Annotated in this window: 14 protein-coding genes; 8 read left to right on the top strand and 6 right to left on the bottom strand. The window is 58.4% G+C overall.

Going from position 1 to position 18,790, the window contains the following annotated elements:
• Nucleotides 1-39: 39 nt before the first annotated feature.
• Entirely contained in the window at nucleotides 40-1,278 is a 1,239-nt protein-coding gene (locus DCL27_RS11060) for an Nramp family divalent metal transporter (protein WP_005283976.1), read from the top strand.
• On the opposite strand, the gene DCL27_RS11055 is transcribed toward DCL27_RS11060, so the two are convergent.
• Nucleotides 1,275-1,610, bottom strand: coding sequence for a hypothetical protein (locus DCL27_RS11055; RefSeq protein ID WP_035597238.1), 336 nt, complete (start codon nucleotides 1,608-1,610; stop codon nucleotides 1,275-1,277). The genes DCL27_RS11060 and DCL27_RS11055 overlap by 4 nt on opposite strands.
• Nucleotides 1,611-2,012: 402 nt before the next feature.
• Here DCL27_RS11055 and glk point away from each other — a divergent pair, with 402 nt between their 5' ends.
• Nucleotides 2,013-2,990, top strand: coding sequence for a glucokinase (glk, locus tag DCL27_RS11050; RefSeq protein ID WP_035597240.1), 978 nt, complete (start codon nucleotides 2,013-2,015; stop codon nucleotides 2,988-2,990).
• 35 nt (nucleotides 2,991-3,025) lie between these two features.
• On the opposite strand, the gene DCL27_RS11045 is transcribed toward glk, so the two are convergent.
• Nucleotides 3,026-3,391, bottom strand: coding sequence for a MysB family protein (locus tag DCL27_RS11045; RefSeq protein WP_005283987.1), 366 nt, complete (start codon nucleotides 3,389-3,391; stop codon nucleotides 3,026-3,028).
• A 277-nt stretch (nucleotides 3,392-3,668) separates the two neighbouring features.
• Between DCL27_RS11045 and DCL27_RS11040 the strand changes: the two genes are divergently transcribed.
• The 3 genes from DCL27_RS11040 (at nucleotide 3,669) to mdoH (ending at nucleotide 8,577) form a co-directional block, all read left to right on the top strand.
• Nucleotides 3,669-4,010, top strand: a complete 342-nt coding sequence (locus DCL27_RS11040; protein ID WP_005292722.1) for a DsrE family protein — start codon at nucleotides 3,669-3,671, stop codon at nucleotides 4,008-4,010.
• Between the two features lie 522 nt (nucleotides 4,011-4,532).
• A complete protein-coding gene (locus tag DCL27_RS11035) occupies nucleotides 4,533-6,029 on the top strand; it encodes a glucan biosynthesis protein G (protein ID WP_035594830.1) in 1,497 nt (498 codons plus the stop codon).
• On the top strand, nucleotides 6,022-8,577 hold the full coding sequence (gene mdoH, locus DCL27_RS11030; protein ID WP_035597243.1) for a glucans biosynthesis glucosyltransferase MdoH: 2,556 nt from the start codon (nucleotides 6,022-6,024) through the stop codon (nucleotides 8,575-8,577). Before DCL27_RS11035 ends, mdoH begins: the two co-directional genes overlap by 8 nt.
• 276 nt (nucleotides 8,578-8,853) lie before the next feature.
• On the opposite strand, the gene moeB is transcribed toward mdoH, so the two are convergent.
• Together moeB and moeA are read right to left on the bottom strand one after the other, a co-directional pair.
• The gene (gene moeB, locus DCL27_RS11025; RefSeq protein WP_035597246.1) at nucleotides 8,854-9,621 is read right to left on the bottom strand and encodes a molybdopterin-synthase adenylyltransferase MoeB; all 768 of its coding nucleotides are present in this window, start codon (nucleotides 9,619-9,621) and stop codon (nucleotides 8,854-8,856) included.
• Nucleotide 9,622: 1 nt separating this feature from the next.
• Complete coding sequence (gene moeA, locus DCL27_RS11020) at nucleotides 9,623-10,861, bottom strand: molybdopterin molybdotransferase MoeA (protein WP_035597249.1); 1,239 nt, start codon at nucleotides 10,859-10,861, stop codon at nucleotides 9,623-9,625.
• 384 nt (nucleotides 10,862-11,245) lie between these two features.
• Here moeA and folE point away from each other — a divergent pair, with 384 nt between their 5' ends.
• The 3 genes from folE (at nucleotide 11,246) to DCL27_RS11005 (ending at nucleotide 15,975) form a co-directional block, all read left to right on the top strand.
• Nucleotides 11,246-11,908 (top strand): GTP cyclohydrolase I FolE, encoded by a 663-nt coding sequence (folE, locus tag DCL27_RS11015; RefSeq protein WP_005284021.1) that lies wholly within the window; start codon nucleotides 11,246-11,248, stop codon nucleotides 11,906-11,908.
• A gap of 76 nt (nucleotides 11,909-11,984) precedes the next feature.
• Nucleotides 11,985-13,154, top strand: a complete 1,170-nt coding sequence (gene yeiB, locus DCL27_RS11010) for a DUF418 domain-containing protein YeiB (RefSeq protein ID WP_005292741.1) — start codon at nucleotides 11,985-11,987, stop codon at nucleotides 13,152-13,154.
• Between the two features lie 640 nt (nucleotides 13,155-13,794).
• Complete coding sequence (locus DCL27_RS11005; RefSeq protein ID WP_035597252.1) at nucleotides 13,795-15,975, top strand: EAL domain-containing protein; 2,181 nt, start codon at nucleotides 13,795-13,797, stop codon at nucleotides 15,973-15,975.
• Between the two features lie 46 nt (nucleotides 15,976-16,021).
• Here the strand turns inward: DCL27_RS11005 and sanA are convergent, their stop codons facing one another.
• A complete protein-coding gene (gene sanA / locus DCL27_RS11000; RefSeq protein WP_035597253.1) occupies nucleotides 16,022-16,819 on the bottom strand; it encodes an outer membrane permeability protein SanA in 798 nt (265 codons plus the stop codon).
• A gap of 147 nt (nucleotides 16,820-16,966) precedes the next feature.
• Complete coding sequence (locus DCL27_RS10995; RefSeq protein ID WP_005284036.1) at nucleotides 16,967-18,664, bottom strand: NAD-dependent malic enzyme; 1,698 nt, start codon at nucleotides 18,662-18,664, stop codon at nucleotides 16,967-16,969.
• Nucleotides 18,665-18,790: the final 126 nt, after the last annotated feature.

Here is an 18,790-nt window from a genome sequence, read left to right as displayed (position 1 = left end):
ACTGGGATGTAGTAGAAGCAACGGTAGTAAGGGCATCCTATGTTGAACTCTCGGACTGTAGACTGCGTCACCCGCTCCCCCGCGCGCAAGATCAAGATCTCGCTGATGGGGCCTGCCTTTATTGCCGCTATCGGCTATATCGATCCGGGTAACTTCGCCACCAACATTCAAGCGGGCGCCTCCTATGGCTATACCCTGTTGTGGGTGGTGGTATGGGCCAACTTGATGGCCATGCTGATTCAATTGTTGTCGGCCAAACTGGGTATCGCAACGGGAAAAAACCTGGCCGAGCATATCCGCGATCGCTTCCCGCGTCCTGTGGTGTGGGCGTACTGGGTTCAGGCTGAGATCATCGCCATGGCGACGGATCTGGCCGAGTTTATCGGGGCGGCGATCGGCTTTAAATTGCTGTTCGGTGTGAGTCTGCTGCAAGGGGCGGTGCTTACCGGGATTGCCACCTTCTTGATCTTGGGTCTCCAACGGCGTGGACAGAAGCCGCTGGAGCGCGTCATCGGCGCGCTGCTGCTGTTCGTCGCCGCGGCGTATATCGTCGAGCTGATTTTCTCCCGTCCGAGTGTCGCCGGTCTGGCTCAGGGTATGCTGTTACCGGATCTGCCGACTCAGGATGCGGTGGTGCTGGCGGCTGGGGTATTGGGGGCGACCATCATGCCACACGTGATCTACCTGCACTCCTCATTGACCCAGAAGGGGGATGAAGGGACGCGGGCGGAGCGTTACGCATCGACGAAATTAGACGTTGCCGTCGCCATGACGATCGCCGGTTTCGTGAACTTGGCGATGATGGCGACCGCGGCAGCGGCCTTCCACTTCAACGGCCATAGCGGCATCAGCGAACTGGATCAGGCCTACCTGACACTGAAGCCGTTGCTTGGCGAAGCGGCCGCGACCATCTTCGGCTTGAGCCTAGTGGCCGCCGGGCTCTCCTCGACGGTCGTCGGCACCCTGGCGGGGCAGGTGGTGATGCAGGGGTTCGTCCATTTCCACATCCCGCTGTGGCTACGTCGGGCGGTGACCATGTTGCCCTCTTTCATCGTTATCCTGGCCGGGTTGGATGCCACGCGTATCCTGGTGCTGAGTCAGGTTCTGCTGAGCTTCGGGATCGCCTTGGCATTGTTGCCGCTGCTTGCCTTTACCGGCAACCGTGCGCTGATGGGCGACATGGTTAACGGACGCCTGGTGCAGGCATTGGGACGGGTGATCGTCTTTTTGGTAGTCGCGTTGAACCTTTACTTACTGGTCAGTATGTTGCGCGGTTAATCGTCATCGTCGTCGTCGTCATCATCATCGTGGTGACGATGCCAGGCGGGACGGCGGATAGCGTCGTCCCCATCACCTCGACGCCATTTTCTTGGGCTGAGCGCCTTCTCCGGCCAATCGTCGAGAGGGTCTAACGCCTTCTCCGACCAATCATCCAATGGCTCTAATGCCTCTTCTGGCCAATCATCGAGTGGCTCGAGTATATCTTCCAGTGGGTTATCGATGGAGAGTTTGACGCCGGGGAGTAGGCGCACATCCGCATCATCGGCGTGCGAGGGTTGGCTGAGTAGCAGTAATGCCGCCAGCACGAAATAGTAGCCATGTTTTGCCATTTTACTCAGACTCCTGACGTGACGGTATCGCTGCACTCGGGGTGAAGCGGCCGCGGTGCGATACCAAAAGAGTAAAGACGATAAGGAATATGGCGTAGTGTAACGTGTCTGCGCGATGGCGGGAGCGGGCTCAGGGGTCTCTGCGGCTTTTTGAGAGTTATCTGTACCGGGACGGTATTACTCCGTCAGCTTAGCGTGACGCCCCGCACGATGTGACCTCATCGCGCTGGGCGCGCCAAGCGAGTCGAGGCGCTGGCCTCGAGGGGGAGGAGTGGCGGGGAGGAGTTGTGTTGCGCCTAATCATGACATACTGCCTCTCGGTATACTTGGCCGTTGCGGTGTGGTCAGCCGCCGAGGCGCCACGCCATGCATCCGCAGCGAGAGATGGGGAGTGAGGGGACAATGAAGCGTTTTGCGTTAGTGGGCGACGTGGGGGGCACCAACGCTCGCCTGGCGTTATGCTGTTTAGAGAGTGGCCGCCTGTCGGCGGTACAAAGTTATCGCGGTGAACAGTTCGCGAGCCTGGAATCCGTTATTCGGACCTATCTTCAGACACACGCGGTGCAGGTCGATTCCGCCTGTATCGCTATCGCCTGTCCGGTCACCGATGACTGGGTGGCGATGACCAATCATAGCTGGGCCTTCTCCATCCGCGCCATGCAGCAGGCGCTCGGTCTGGCGCGACTGGCGGTGATCAATGACTTTACCGCGGTCTCCATGGCGATTCCGGTCCTCCCGGCGGAGAGCCTGATCCAGCTCGGCGGCCAAGCCGCGCAGCAGGGACGACCGATCGCCATCTATGGCGCGGGTACCGGTCTGGGCGTCGCCCATCTGATCCAGAGCGGTGAGCGTTGGATCAGTTTGCCGGGGGAGGGGGGGCATGTCGATCTCGCCGCGGGCAGCGAAGAGGAAGATGAATTGTTGGCGCTGTTGCGTGCGGAGTTGGGCCATGTTTCGGCGGAGCGGGTGCTCTCGGGTCCGGGTCTGGTCAACCTCTATCGCGCCGTCGTTAAGGCGGCCGGACGCGAGCCGCAAGCGTTGACACCGCAGATGATTAGCGAGCGCGCCCTGGCAGAACAGTGTGCGGATTGCCGACGGGCCTTGACGCTGTTCTGCGTGATGATGGGGCGTTTCGGCGGTAACCTGGCGCTGAATATGGCCACCTTCGGTGGCGTCTATATTGCGGGGGGGATCGTGCCGCGTTTCCTGGAGTTTTTCCGAACGTCGCCTTTCCGCCAGGCCTTCGAGGAGAAGGGGCGCTTTCAAGCCTATCTTGCCGCCATCCCCGTCTACTTAATCACCCATGACAATCCCGGTCTGCTCGGTGCCGGAGCCTACCTGCGTCAGCAGTTAGGGTACCGCTTGTCGCCGCAGGCATGACGCGTGTTGCCCCGTCATCCGTGCGGCGGGGCGCCTCAGTTCTGTTCATCCCATTCGCTGGCAGCGCTTGCACCCTCTTCGCTGTCGAGCGGTGGTTGATACTGGAACTCCTCTTCATCCCATTGATAGAGGGTGTTCTCCGCTAGCCATTCCTCCTCGATCTCGCTGTCCTCGTAGTCTTGGTCGAAGACCGCTTGGGCTGCCGGGCCGAAGAAGAGGGCGACGCCGTCGCCTTCGTCCCGCTCATCGGCATGGAACTCGGCCATCCACATGGTATCGCCATCCTGCATGATATATTTCTGCAGATTGAGTTGCGCCACCGGCGTGTCCTCGTCGTGCTCGGCAAGGAACGCCTCGCGCGCCGCATCGATGGCTTCATCCAGTGTCAGATACATATCCATGGTTGCCTCCTGTCGTGTGGGGGGAGAGTACGGGGGAGCACGCGCCGCCCCGTTGATTTTATTGTTGACACAATCGGGCAGGCCGCAAGGGGCGTGGAAAAAAATTTACTCTATAGCGCGTCACGAACCCATGGCGGAACAATGACATACCTAGTATTGGCTGCTATGTTCAAACAGGAGCGGTACGGCGGCAGGCCGTGCGCACCGCATTTTTTAGTGAATAACGCTATCGGCGCGTTCGCGCGCCGTGGCGCAGCTTGAGATAGGGTTAACGCTAATGCAAACCATGAAGGTAATTTTTCACGTCTCCGAGGCGGCCAATTGCCCGCATGCATACAATAACGCTCGTAACCTGATGGCGATCCGTGATGGGCAACCCACGGAGATCCATATTCTGTTTAACGGTTCCGCCATCAGCACGCTGCTGGCGGATAGTGAAGAGTCGCCGCGTTGGGAAACCTTGCAGATGCAGGGTATTGAGTTATTCGGCTGTGAAAATAGCATGCGTGCCAATGGGATCACCGCCGATCAGTTGCTGATGGGGGTGCATACGGTAGCGGCCGGTATGTTGTCGCTGGTCGAGCATCAACAGCAGGGCTATCTGTATATTAAGCCCTAATCGGCTGACCTTTCCCAGGCGTGATGCTTTTTCCGCCTGGGAAAATGAGAACCGCTTTCACAGTGTCGCAAATTAACGACAGCTTTATTTCATCCGCTGTCGCAAATTAACGACGTTTTCATAAAATAGGGTATGGATAAAAAAACAGTTTCTGGAAATTTATTATGCTGCTTGCTATTCCAATGAGCATTTTTAAATCTGTAGGACGAATAGTTTAGCCGCTAAATGGTTAAAATACGGGAAGAATAACGATTATCAGACTATTTTAATTTATTGTTTTTTATGTAGAATTGATAGCGTCTCTTCGCCTATGACGCGGGTCGTCATTGCGATGATCATTTGGCTATTATCCGCCGGTTGTCGGCGGGGTAACTAATCCATTACTATAGCCGCAGCAAGTAACTTAATTACCATGTCGTTAGGTTTGGTTGAGCACCATCAGGGGGGTATGTGCTTACACGTTTAATCTCCACTCGGCCGACAGCGCGCGCTGTTTCCGGGCTGGCTGTATCAGTGTTAATGATGTTTGCCAGCGCGCAGGCGTGGGCATTTTCATTGGATGATGTCGCCGCCCAGGCACAGAAGTTGGCTGAGCAATCCTATAAGGCTCCCAAAAGCAATCTGCCGTCTGAGTTTCGTAATATGAAGTTTGCTGACTATCAGCAGATTCAGTTCAACAACGACAAGCTGTATTGGTCAGGGCAGAAAACGCCGTTCCGTTTGGCCTTTTACCATCAGGGCATGTACTTCGATACACCGGTCAAGATCAACGAAGTCACGGCCACGACGGTGAAGGAGATCAAGTACAACCCAGACTATTTCAACTTCGGCTCCGTCAAACATGATAAGGATGCGGTGAAGGATCTGGGGTTTGCCGGGTTTAAGGTGCTCTACCCGATCAATAAGGCGGGGAAAGACGACGAGATCATGAGTATGCTCGGCGCCAGCTACTTCCGCGTGATCGGCAAAGGTCAGGTGTATGGCCTTTCTGCCCGTGGCTTGGCCATCGATACCGCGTTGCCGTCCGGTGAAGAGTTCCCGCGCTTCCGCGAGTTTTGGATCGAACGTCCTAAACCGCAGGATAAGCACCTGGTGATCTTTGCCCTGCTCGATTCACCGCGCGCTACCGGTGCCTATCGTTTCATCCTGCGTCCGGGCGTGGATACGGTGGTGGATGTTCAGGCTCGAGTATTCCTGCGTGATAAGGTTGGGGTGCTGGGGATTGCGCCGTTGACCAGTATGTATCTGTTCGGCTCCAACCAGCCGTCGCCGACGGTTAACTACCGCCCGCAACTGCACGATTCCGAGGGGCTCTCGATTCAGTCTGGTAATGGCGAATGGATCTGGCGTCCGCTCAACAATCCGAAACACCTCTCCGTCAGTACCTTTAGCGTCGATGATCTGAAAGGCTTTGGCCTGCTGCAGCGTACCCGTGACTTCAGCGCCTATCAGGATCTGGACGACCGCTACGATCTGCGCCCGGGTGCCTGGATTGAGCCACGCGGTAACTGGGGTAAGGGTAAGGTCGAGCTGGTGGAGATCCCGACCGCCGACGAAACCAACGATAACATCGTCGCCTTCTGGATCCCGGATAGCCTGCCGCCGATCGGCAAGCCGCTGGATGTCGCTTATCGCCTGACCTTCACACGTGACGAGGCGAAATTGCATGATCCCGAGTTGGCTTGGGTGAAGGACACCTTGCGCTCTGCGGGGGATGTGAAGCAGTCCAACCTGATCCGTGAGGCCGATGGGAGCACGGCGTTGCTGGTGGACTTCGTCGGGCCAGTGCTGAAAGCGCTGCCGGCGGATGCGGCGGTCACGACGCAGGTGACGACCGATGACAACACCAAACTGTTGGAAAATAACCTGCGCTATAATCCCGTTACCAAAGGATGGCGTTTGACGCTGCGCTTCAAGGTCAACGATCCGAAGAAGCCGGTGGAGATGCGTGCCTACCTGATTAAAGACGGTAAGCCGCTGAGTGAAACTTGGAGTTATCAGTTACCTGCCAATGAATAAATCTCAGGAAAATGCCAACGCCTATCTCCAGGCGTTGGCGCCGGACGCGGAGCAACAGGCCGCGCTTCGCCAGCATATCGCTCATCAACCGCAGTCGGTGGAGGAGGTTCATCTGGCATTGGCAGGAGCGGATGCGACGGTCTGTGGCGGCGAGGATGCCGCCTTACACTCCGTGGCGGCGCGTCTGGATCTCGGCTGGCATGGCGGGGCGAAGAAGCGGGCCGAACTGGTGCAGGATCAGGCCGGGCATACGGCCATCAAGGCCATGCCGACCATTCGCCGCACCTCCATGTTCCCGGAGATCTGGCGTACTAACCCGTTTGTACGGCTGTGGGAGCGCCTATTAGGGCGCACCCCGGCACCGAAACACACCTTTCAGAGTCATCAAGAGGCCGAAGCAGATAAACGCTGGCGCCGCGTCGGGTCGCTGCGCCGTTGGGCGCTGCTGTTGCTGACGCTGGGGCAGACGACGGTGGCGACGTGGTATATGAAGACCATCCTGCCTTATCAGGGCTGGGCTTACGTCGATCCGATGTCGATCTTCCACGGCAAGCCGTTGATGCAATACACCCTGGAGCTGCTGCCCTATGTGCTGCAGTTCGGGATTCTGATCCTCTTCGCCATCTTGTTCTGCTGGGTGTCCGCCGGTTTCTGGACCGCGTTGATGGGCTTCCTGCAGCTATTGATCGGCCGCGATCGCTACAGTATCTCCGCCAGTACCGTGGGGGATGAGCCGATCGATGCGGCGCATCGTACCGCATTGATCATGCCGATCTGTAACGAGGATGTTTCACGCGTCTTCGCCGGTCTGCGCGCCACCTATGAGTCGGTGGCCGCCACCGGGCAGTTGGCACACTTCGATGTGTTTATCCTGAGCGATAGCAGCGATCCCGATATCTGTGTCGCCGAGCAGAAGGCGTGGATGGAGCTGTGCCAAGAGGTCGACGGCGCTGGGCAGATCTTCTACCGTCGGCGGCGTCGTCGCGTGAAGCGTAAGTCCGGCAACATCGATGACTTCTGTCGTCGCTGGGGCGGGAACTACAGCTACATGGTGATCCTGGATGCCGACAGCGTGATGAGTGGCGAGTGCCTGACCGGTCTGGTGCGTCTGATGGAGGCGAACCCAACCGCTGGCATCATCCAGACCGCGCCGAAGGCGACCGGTATGGACACGTTGTATGCCCGCATTCAGCAGTTCGCCACCCGCGTGTATGGCCCGCTGTTTACCGCCGGCCTACACTTCTGGCAGCTCGGCGAGTCCCACTACTGGGGGCATAACGCGATCATTCGCGTGAAGCCATTCATCGATCACTGTGCCTTGGCGCCGCTGCCGGGCAACGGCACCTTCGCCGGTTCGATCCTCTCGCATGACTTCGTCGAGGCCGCCTTGATGCGCCGCGCCGGCTGGGGGGTATGGATCGCCTACGATCTGCCAGGCTCCTATGAGGAGTTGCCGCCTAACCTGTTGGATGAGCTGAAACGCGATCGCCGATGGTGCCAAGGCAACCTGATGAACTTCCGCCTGTTTTTCGTTAAGGGGATGCATCCGGTTCATCGTGCCGTGTTCCTCACCGGGGTCATGTCCTACCTGTCGGCGCCGCTCTGGTTCCTGTTCCTGATGCTCTCGACCGCGTTACAGGTGGTGCATACCCTGATGGAGCCGCAATACTTCTTGCAGCCACGTCAGCTGTTCCCGGTCTGGCCACAATGGCGACCGGAGTTGGCCATCGCCCTGTTCTCGACGACCTTGGTGTTGCTGTTCTTGCCGAAGTTGTTGAGTGTGGTGTTGATCTGGGCCAAGGGCTCGCGCCAGTTCGGCGGGCCGTTACGCCTGTTAATGTCGATGCTGCTGGAGATGCTATTCTCGGTGCTGCTGGCACCGGTACGGATGATCTTCCACACCGTATTCGTCGTGAGTGCCTTCCTCGGTTGGTCGATCACCTGGCAATCGCCGCAGCGTGATGATGATGCCACCCCCTGGGGAGAGGCGTTTCGTCGCCACGGCTCGCAGATGCTGCTGGGCCTGGTCTGGGCTGGCGGTATGGCGGTATTGGATCTGCGCTTCCTGTGGTGGCTGTCGCCGATCGTGGGGTCGCTGATCCTGTCCCCCTTCGTGTCGGTGATCACCAGCCGGCGCACCCTGGGGTTGCTGTGTAAGCGTGCCAAGCTGTTCCTGATCCCGGAAGAGTATCAGCCGCCGGTCGAGATGGCCGCCACCGAGCGTTATGTGGCGTTGAATCATCAGCGTCTGTTGGAAGAGGGCTTCATGCATGCTTTGCTCGACCCCCTCTACAATGCGCTGGCCTGTGGCATGGCGACGGCCCGTCATCGCAACCATCCACTGATCGAGCGAGATCGTGAGCGTCGAGTCGCCGAGGCCTTGGCTGAGTCGCCGCGTACCCTGAGCAAGGCTGCTCGCCTGTCACTGCTGAGTGATCCGGTGGTGATGGCGCGTTTGCATCAGGCGGTGTGGTCTGACACACAGCGTTATGAGCAATGGCATAGCGCCTACCAGTCGTTAGCGGCCGCGCATCGCGCGCCACGCTAAATGTCGGCATAACGGTAAAACGCTAAGAGAAGGCCCCGCCCGGTGCGGGGCTTTTTTATGACCAGCGTATCGGTCGCGTCTATGCAGGATTTAATTTATAACTTGTTGTTTAATAAGTTATAAATATGGCGTGTGACGTTAAACCATTCGCGGAGGCGTCGCTCTCTCCCCTTGGGGGATGCGCCGCGCTGGCGGCAGTGGCTTGCCTGGCGCGGAGAGCGCTGCCCATCACCCGTCGGCCAGACGCACGCATCGAACGCGTGTCTGGCCTTGGGCTCATCCGGCGCAGATCTCACAGGCGGGGCTGGCGGCCAGCGTCATCGTGCGCCACTGTGAGGTCATCGCGTCGTACAACATGAGCCGTCCGCGGGGGATCTCACCGAAGCGGCTGAGCAGCTTGATGCACTCCATCGCCTGAGTGGCGCCGATGATCCCCACCAGGGGCGACATCACGCCGGCCTCGACGCAACTGAGGGCGTTGGCACCGAACAGGCGACTGAGACAGCGGTAGCAGGGCTCACCGGGCTGGTAGGTGAAGACGCATACCTGCCCCTCCATGCGGATGGCGGCCCCCGAGATCAGAGGGGTCTGTCCGGCATGGCATAAGCGGTTGAGACGTTCGCGTGTCTCGACGTTATCGGTACAGTCCAGCACCGCATCCACCTGGGCGATCTGCTGAGCCAGCGCCGTGTCATCGAGGTTGGCGGCCACGGTATTCAGTTGTAGATGGGGGTTGATCTCGGCCAAGCGTAGGCGAGCCGACTCCACCTTGGCCATGCCGATACGGGCATCGCTATGCAGGATTTGCCGCTGCAGGTTTGACAGTGCGACCGTGTCGAAGTCGAGCAACGTCAGCTGGCCGACCCCTGCGGCCGCCAGGTATTGGCTGGTGGCGCAACCTAGGCCACCCAGACCGACGATCAAGACGTGGCTGGCCTTGAGGCGTTCCTGGCCATCGAAGTCGAAGCCACGCAGGACAATCTGACGGTTATAGCGCAGGGTCTCTTCATCGCTCAACGGTGGCAGTGGTGTGTGTGCCTCCATCTCAGCTCCTCAATAGCGAATTGAATAGCTCGACCTCGACCCATTCGCCAGCGGCGACGGCTCCCCGTTCGCGCTCCAACACGATAAACGCGTTACCGGCGGCGAAAGAGCTGAAGACGTGTGAGCCTTGGTGGCCGGTGCTCCGCACTTCGAGCTCGCCTTGGGCATTGCGGCTGACGATACCGCGTTGAAAGTCGAGCCGTCCCGGTGCCTTCTTCAGATCGCTGAGCGTGCGGGCCCTCAGGCGTGCGGGAGCCTGCCAATGCGTGTGACCGGCGAGGCGCGCGAGCAGCGGCTGCACCAATTGATAGAAGGTGACGCAGGCGGAGACGGGGTTACCCGGCAGACCGCAAAACCAGGCCTGGCGTAGGCGGCCAAAGGCGAAGGGCTTGCCCGGTTTCATCGCCAGCCGCCAGAAGTTGATGCTACCGACCTCGTCGAGGATCTGCTTGGTGAAGTCCGCCTCACCGACGGAGACGCCACCGCTGCTGATCACCAGATCGGCCTGTTGGTCGGCTTGTTGGAAGGCGGCACGCAAGGCCTGAGGATCGTCACGTACGATCCCCAGATCGATGATTTCACACCCCATTTGCGCCAGCATCAGGCTGACGGCGAAGCGGTTAGTGTCATAGATTTGGCCGGCGCTCAACGGGGCGCCGATCGGCTGGAGCTCATCGCCGGTAGAAAACAGGGCGACGCGTAGCCGGCGCATCACCGGGACGTGGGCGATCCCGAGTGAGGCTAACAGCGGTAGCTCGGCGCCACCCAGGCGTACGCCACGATCCAGCACCATGGCGCCCTGCTGGATATCTTCGCCAGGTAGGCGAATATTCTGCCCCGCCTGTACGGGATGGGTGAAGCGAACCCCCTGGGCATCGACCTGTGCCTGTTCTTGCATGATCACCGCTTCGCAGCCAGCGGGGACGGCGGCGCCGGTCATGATGCGGATGACGCTATGCACCGGCCACTCCCCCTGGAACGGTTGGCCCGCGAAGGCCTTGCCGGCGATAGGCAGTGGCTGAGCGCTGTGCAGGTCGGCCAGACGTACGGCATAACCATCCATCGCCGAATTGGCGAAGGGGGGCACGTTGAGGGGCGAGACGATCGGCTGTGCGCTGATACGCCCGACGGCCTCGGCTAAGGCGACGTCTTCGCTCTCACTGATCGGCTGGGCGGCGCTCAGCAGTCGCTCCAGCGCCTGTTGCAGGGAAAGCAGATCCGGGGGGGTAGAACAATCCATCGTAATCTCCGAAGTGACCACCCGCGCGGGTGCGAGTGATGAAGGAAGTGGTGCGGCTCATTATGGCAGATTATCGCCGGGGGGAGAATGCGGCGGCGCGCGTTTGGCGCCAGGCGCCGGAGCAGGGGATGACGATGAGATGGCAGATTTCTGTGATAGGCGGCAGCGACATTTAGGCGAGAGTGGTGACAAACAAAGCCCGTATGGCGCGGCCTGGCGGATAGGCATAAAAACGATGTGGTATTACGCACGGTCCCTTTCTCGCCTCACGGCGCCGAGCGGTACTGGATTAAGCCGCCGCACTCCACTACAGTGAGAGACAAATCACTGCCGTGATCTGTATCATATCCACGGCGGATATAAGGGGTACTGGGGAGAGAAGTAATGTCATCGCTGAGTAAAGAAGCTGCATTGGTACATGAAGCGTTAGTGGCGCGTGGGTTGGAGACGCCGCTGCGTGGCGAACTGTTGGCACGCGATACGCGTAAGACACAGATCGAGGCCCACATGACCGAGGTGATGAAGCTGTTGAATCTGGATCTGTCGGATGACAGTCTGGCGGAGACACCACAGCGCATCGCCAAGATGTATGTGGATGAGATTTTTTCCGGGTTGGATTATGCCAACTTTCCCAAAATCACCATCATCGAGAACAAGATGCATGTGGATGAGATGGTGACGGTGCGCGATATTACGCTGACAAGCACTTGTGAACACCATTTCGTCACCATCGACGGTAAGGCAACGGTCGCCTATATCCCGAAAGAGGGGGTGATTGGCCTGTCGAAGATCAACCGTATTGTCCGCTTCTTTGCGCAACGTCCGCAGGTGCAAGAGCGGCTGACGCAACAGATCTTGGTGGCCTTGCAGACTCTGTTGGGGACGAAGAACGTCGCCGTCTCCATCGATGCCGTACACTATTGCGTCAAGGCGCGTGGCGTGCGTGATGCGACCAGCGCGACCACCACCACTTCACTTGGCGGTCTGTTTAAAACCAGTCAGAATACCCGCCAGGAGTTTTTGCGGGCGGTACGCCACCACGCCTGATACGGCGATTCGTCGCACCCACCGCAGACGCCGGCCTTTCGCCGGCGTTTTTGTTTTTACTGCACGAGGAATCGCCATGAGCGACACCATGCACGACGATGTGCGGACGACAGCACCCCGTATTGCGACCTTGGACGCCTTACGCGGCCTGGCGTTGTTGGGGATTTTGTTGATGAATATTGTGGGCTTTGCCCTGCCGAAGGCGGCTTACCTCAATCCGGCCTATCAGGGGATGCCCTCGGCAGGGGATCAGGTCGCGTGGTTGCTGAGTAGCCTGTTGGTGCAAGGGAAGTTTCTCGCCCTGTTTGCCTTACTCTTCGGTGCCGGTTTGGAGATGTTGCTGCCGCGTGGCGCCATCTGGATCCAGACCCGCTTGGGGTGGCTGGTGTTGTTCGGCCTGGTACATACACTAGTGCTGTGGGATGGCGATATCCTGCTGGCTTATGGGCTGATCGGCCTGGTGAGCTGGCGGATGATCCGTGACGCCGGTTCAGTACGCACGCTATTTAATAGTGGTGTGACGCTGTATGCCATTGGCTTGGGGATGTTGCTGTTGCTGGCACTGCTAGCCAAGAGTGAACCGCACGCCTTCTGGCATATGAGCTATGCCGAGATCCAGTATGAAACCTATTGGAAGCTGGAGGGAGGGTGGGCGGCTTGGCGTAACCGTGGCGATCTCTTGGCGGACAACCTGTTGGCGTTGGCGGTGCAATATGGCTGGCAGTTGGCGGGCTTGATGGCGCTGGGCGCAGCGTTGATGCGCAGCGGTTGGCTGAGAGGGCGCTTTCCCTCGACCCACTACCGTCGTGTCGGCGTGGCGCTGCTCTTGCTGGGTGTGGCGATTCAGCTACCGACGAGCCTATTACAGTGGCATCTTCAATGGGCATATCGCTGGTGTGGCTATCTCTTGCAGCTGCCGGGGGAATTGGCGGCGCCACTGATGATGCTAGGGTATGTCGCGCTGATTTATGCCTATTGGTCACGCTTGGCGGGTTGGCGCCTGACTCGTGCCTTGGAGCGGGTAGGACGTATGGCGCTCAGTAACTATCTGCTGCAGACCTTGATCTGTACCACGTTGTTCTATCGGTTAGGGTTATTTAATCAGGCTGGGCGCGCCGCCCTGTTGTTATGGGTGCCCGGAGTATGGGGCGGTTGTTTACTCTTCTCTTGGCTCTGGTTGCGTCGTTTTCGTCAGGGGCCGATGGAGTGGCTGTGGCGTCGCTTGACGAGCGCGACTCTCCGCTGATGAACGGTGCCGCGCGCTGTCACTCGTGCACCAGCGGCGTGGCGCCTCCATAGCGTTAGGCATGTCAATGAGGCGCCCGCATGACATTCTGGCGAGTATATTCTCAAAGCTGTAATTATCAATTTCGTTATTGCGCTTGACCTATTCTCGCATCACTATTAAAAAAGATGGGTTTATTTTTATCTATCCGTAGGATCTATCTGGCGATTTTAATTTTTTAATTATTCGTTTCGTTTATCGACCTGATGAGACTTGCTCGCTTGCCAAAATCATTGCTTCATCGCGTACTATCATTATACGCATCAAATTGATTTTAAAGATTAAAAATAATTTTATCGCCGGATGCTACCGTCCTTATAGTTATTTTTATAAGAGAAATCCTATTGCTGCTCATGCGTGATGGCGGGTGGCCGCGACACGGACTGATTATTTTGTCGTATCGCGCCTGGCGGGATAGCGTGAGGATCGGCTGCTTTGTTCGTGCATGCTGCCGCACCAGAAATAGCATGATGTCGCCAGATGTCGTCGCAAGAAAGAAAATAGAAAGTACGACAGGGAGAGACAAGGGAAATCGGGATGATTACCGCGGCGGGTACGGCATTATCCGTTTGGCTCGGTTTTTGGGATGTCGGTCTAGGTGATGAAAAGAATCGCCCTCTCTGGGGGAAAATATGCGCTACCTGGCTTATTAAGCCTGTTACTACTGCCGTTGGCTGGGTGGCTTTCCCCTTTGGCGCAGGTTAATGGCGAGCCGTGCTATCTGCTCTATTTCCCGCTAGCCTTGACCGCGGCCTTGTCGCTGTTGTTTGCTCAGCGGGCATTATTGACGTTGGCGTTATCCTTACCACTCTATTCCTGGTTGTCCTCTTCGCTTCCCTGGGACGCGATCCTGATCCAGTGCCTAGCGTTATTGCTGCCGTTGTGGGTATTCTTGACGCTGAGTCAGCGTTGGCAAGGTACGCGTTGGCGTTGCGATATGCATCGTCTGTCCGCTCGGGGCATGGTCGTGCGCCTGCTGGGTATCGGGCTGTTCGCACCCTTGATTAGCGGCGCTCTGATGCTGAGTGCCGATGTCTTGCCCGCCTTGGCGCCTGCCGCGCCACTTCAACTGCCTACCATCTTGCTCTCTCTGGAGGGGATGGTGCTGAGCGGCCTGGTGCTGACGCCCGCCAGCTATATGCTGTTACGTCTCGCCCTGAGTCCGTGTTACCGGCGCGCCTTCGGCGAGGAGTGCCGGCGGGCACTACAGACGCACCATGGCCGGCCTCGCGCCCTGCTGTTGCTGTCGCTTTACCTCGCGCTAATGGGCGCACTCTGCTTTCCCGGTGCGCTCCACATTAATGTGAGTTACCTGACTCCGTTACTCTTTATCCTGTTTACCTTGGCGGCATTCCATTTTAGCGATCGGGCGTTGTGGCTACTCTGGGCGCTGAGTGTCGCGTTGCTGTTTGCCACTAGCCAGCACTTTATCTGGCAGAGTAATCGTCACTATCAGTTGGCTTTCTTGTCCTCGTCGTTGATTGCCTTCAGTGTCTCGTTGCTCTTCACCCTGTTGGTGATTAAGAAAAACCGGCGCATGCGGCGCTTTCAGCCGCGTTGGGCGGACCGTGCGCTTCCGCCCGCGTTGCCGACACTCTGTGCGTTAAATCTCCACCTACAACGACGCCCGAACGGTACGCTGTGTTTGCTGCATCTAGGCAACCTGGAGTTGCTCGGACGTTGTCATGGCATGACGATGCGCGCGTTGACCAAGAGCCAGTTGGCGACCTTTTTGGAGCCGCTACTGCTGCCTGACGAACGGGTCTATCAGTTGCAGGGGGCGGAACTCTTGGTTTATCTGCAGCCCGATACCGAATCAGCCCGTATCGACGCCTTGCATGCGCGACTGTTGCGCCAGCCGTTACGCTGGCAGCAGCAACCGGTGACGCTACAGTATGGCGTGGCCTATGCCGCATTCGATGCACGCAGCCATGCATTGAATGCCCGCCTCGGGCAGCTGAGCTACCTGGCTGAGCGCGCTTGCCGGGAGCATCGCATCATGCCGTTGCTCGGCCAGGAGGAGGCGGTGAGTCTGGCCGTCAACGAGCAGGTTTTTTGGCTGCAAAAGATCACCCAGGCGTTACAGGAGAATACCCTGTTGCTGTATGCCCAGCCGATCGTACACCGTGGCGGTAAGTGTTATTACGAGATCCTGGCCCGTCTACAGGACGGTGGGCAGCTGGTCTTGCCGGGGAAATTCATTCCTTTTATCACGGCATTCAATCTCTGTGCCCAATTCGATCTGCTGATCATCGAGAATGTCCTGCGGCATATTCGCCGGGCCAGGTTAGACAGCTCCTCAACCTGTTTTTCGGTGAATCTGATGCCATCGACCCTGATGCAACAGGACGTAGCGGCACAGATCATCGCGCTCTTCGAGCGCTATCAGGTACGCGCGGAGGCGGTGATCTTCGAGATCACCGAGCAGCAGTATCTGCTGGATGAAAATCAGGAGCTCGAGACGGTACGGGCCCTGCGCGCCTATAACTTTAAGATTGCCATCGATGACTTCGGTACTGGCCTCTCCAACTATCAACGCTTGAAGCATTTGCATGCGGATGTGGTGAAGATCGATGGCATGTTTGTCAAAGATATCGTCAGCAACTCGCTGGATCGGTTGATCATCAAATCAATCTGTGACATTGCGCGAGAAAAACAGCTGCAGGTGGTGGCCGAGTATGTGGAGTCGCGCGAGCAGATGGAGGTGTTATGCAGCCTGGGGGTTCAGTACCTGCAGGGCTTCCTGTTGGGTGAGCCGCGCCCGTTGGCGCAGGCCAGTTAGTGCCCGCCGTCGGCGTTGATGAGCACCGAGCCTGTCTGTTGAGCGCTTAAGGTTGCTTGGCGGGCTGACTCTGCGCCTTCACTTTCTCTTTCTCTTTCTCTTTTTCCCGCTTCTCTCGTTCGTCGGCACGCTCTCGCCGCTCTAAGGCTTGCAGCTGTTCGGGCAATACCGCCGGGTAACTCTGCGCATCAGCGGCGACCTTATGCACCGCCGGAATGGGGATCTGCGGACCGAGGAAGCGTGGCTGGCGCTGCAGCAGATAGAGATCCGTCAGCGCGCCGATGCGGGCACCGATCTCGCGGAGACGCACCAGCAGCATATCTTTTGGTGAGGGCACCGCCAGGCACTGCGCCTGGATGCCAAGATGCATGGCGATAAACAACGCCCGCTCACAGTGAAAACGCTGAGTGATGATGGTGAAGTCATTCGTATCAAAGACGCGGCGGGTACGCACGATGGAGTCCAGGGTGCGAAAGCCCGCGTAATCCAGCACGATATCACTACTCGGTACCCCGGCCGCGATCAGGTCACGCCGCATCGTTACCGGCTCGTTGTAGCTCTGTAGGGCGTTGTCGCCGCTGAGTAACAGGTAACTGACCTTACCGCTGTTATAGGCGTTGAGCGCCCCCTGGATACGGTAACGGTAGTACTGGTTGATCACGCCGGGGGCGACATACTTGGCGGTGCCGAGTACGACGCCGACCTCGCGGCGCGGCAGATCCTGCACGTCATCATAGATATAGGGGGCGGTGGTCCAACTGATCCAGCGGTCGAGCGCCAACGCCGCCAGCAGCAGTACGATGCCGACGCCGATTAGACCATATATCCACCGCTTCCACCCCATGGCGTGCTTCCTGTCATTCACTCCCTTCCGAGGCTACTGTACACCTTGGCGGGACGCAAGCCATATGGCGCGCTCGCTGGGCGGATGACGCTTATTTGCTCAGGCGGCTACCGCCGGGTCATTACGACCCGGCGTCGATCGGCTGTATCAGAAGGAGGTGCGTTTGTAGCTGCGGTATTGCGGTAACCAGAAGTTTTGCTCGATGGCTTGTAGCAGCGCCTCGTCGGAGGTGAGCACGGCGACGCCGTGCAACTGGGCGGCTTTGGCGACCTGGAAGGCGATGTCGCGCGAGACCTGTTGGATATCCTTCAGATCCGGGAGTAGCGGTCCATGACCGTCGCGTGCCAGCGGGGAGCTTTCCGCCAGAGCGCGGCTCGCGGCCATCAGCATGCCATCGGTGACTCGTTTCGCGCCGCTTGCCAAGACGCCGAGGCCGATGCCCGGGAAGATATAGGCGTTATTGCATTGGGCGATAGGGTAGCTTTGCCCCTGGTAGTTGACCGCCTCGAAGGGGCTGCCGGTGGCGACCAGTGCGGCGCCGTCAGTCCAGGCGATGATATCTTCCGGGCGCGCTTCGACGCGTGATGTCGGGTTCGAGAGCGGCATCACGATCGGTCGGGCGCAGTGGCTGTGCATTTCGCGAATGATCGCTTCGCTGAAGAGTCCCGGCTGGCCGGAGACGCCGATCAACACCGTGGGATGCGCGTTGCGCACCACATCCAGTAGGGAGATCCCCTCGTTTTCCGTCTGCCAGCTGGCTAAGGCTTGCTGTTTTTGTACGAGGCGGCTCTGGAAGTCGAGCAGATTCGGCAGGCGGTCCGTCAAGAGTCCGAAGCGATCGACCATAAAGATGCGCGCACGCGCCTCCTCATCGCTTAATCCCTCCGCCACCATTTGGGCGATGATCTGCTCGGCGATGCCACAACCGGCCGAGCCGGCACCGAGGAAGGTGATGGTCTGGTCACGCAGACGGCTGCCGGCGGCATGGCTGGCGGCGATCAGGCTGCCGAGGGTGACGGCGGCAGTGCCTTGGATATCATCATTAAAACAGCACAGTTGGTCGCGATAACGGCTGAGCAGCGGCATCGCGTTCTTCTGCGCGAAGTCTTCGAACTGGAGCAGGACCTCCGGCCAGCGGCGCTTGACCGCTTGGATAAACTCCTCGACGAACGCGTTGTACTCGTCGCCGGTGATGCGCGGATGACGCCAGCCCATATACAGCGGATCGTTAAGGCGCTGAGGGTTGTTGGTCCCGACATCCAGAACGACCGGCAACGTATAGGCCGGGCTGATCCCGCCACAGGCGGTATACAGCGACAGTTTACCGATGGGGATCCCCATGCCACCGATCCCCTGATCGCCCAAACCGAGAATACGCTCGCCATCGGTAACCACGATGACCTTGACGTTTTGTTTGGTGGCATTTTGTAGCATGTCATCGATGCGATCGCGGTTAGGGTAGGCGATAAACAGTCCGCGCGCACGCCGATAGATATCGGAGAAGTGCTCGCAGGCCTCACCGACCGTCGGCGTGTAGATGATGGGCATCATCTCGCTGAGATGAGCGCGTAGCAGGCGATAGAATAGGGTTTCGTTGGTGTCTTGAATGTTGCGCAGATAGATATGTTTGGCGGTGTCGCTTTGGATATCACAGAACTGGCGATAGGCGCGCTCGACCTGCTCTTCGATCGTTTCGATGGCCTCGGGCAGCAGGCCGTTTAAGTTAAAGGTGTTACGTTCTTCTTCACTAAAGGCGCTGCCCTTATTCAACAAGGGAAACTCCAGCAGGATGGGGCCGGCATAGGGGATATACAGCGGACGTTTACTCTCGTGTTCCAGATCCATAAGTACGCTCTTATGTTAACGGGATTGAAGACTACCCCACCGATCCTAAAAGAGAGTTAATCTCTGTTCAATGTTTGTTATCAAAAGTATTCACATATTATATGTTTTGTAACAATCTGGTTGGAT

It is taken from the genome of Edwardsiella tarda ATCC 15947 = NBRC 105688 (assembly GCF_003113495.2).
GTDB classification, from domain to species: Bacteria; Pseudomonadota; Gammaproteobacteria; order Enterobacterales; family Enterobacteriaceae; genus Edwardsiella; species Edwardsiella tarda.
Note: the sequence above shows the minus strand (reverse complement) of the source record. Positions and strands in the feature narration are given on the sequence as shown.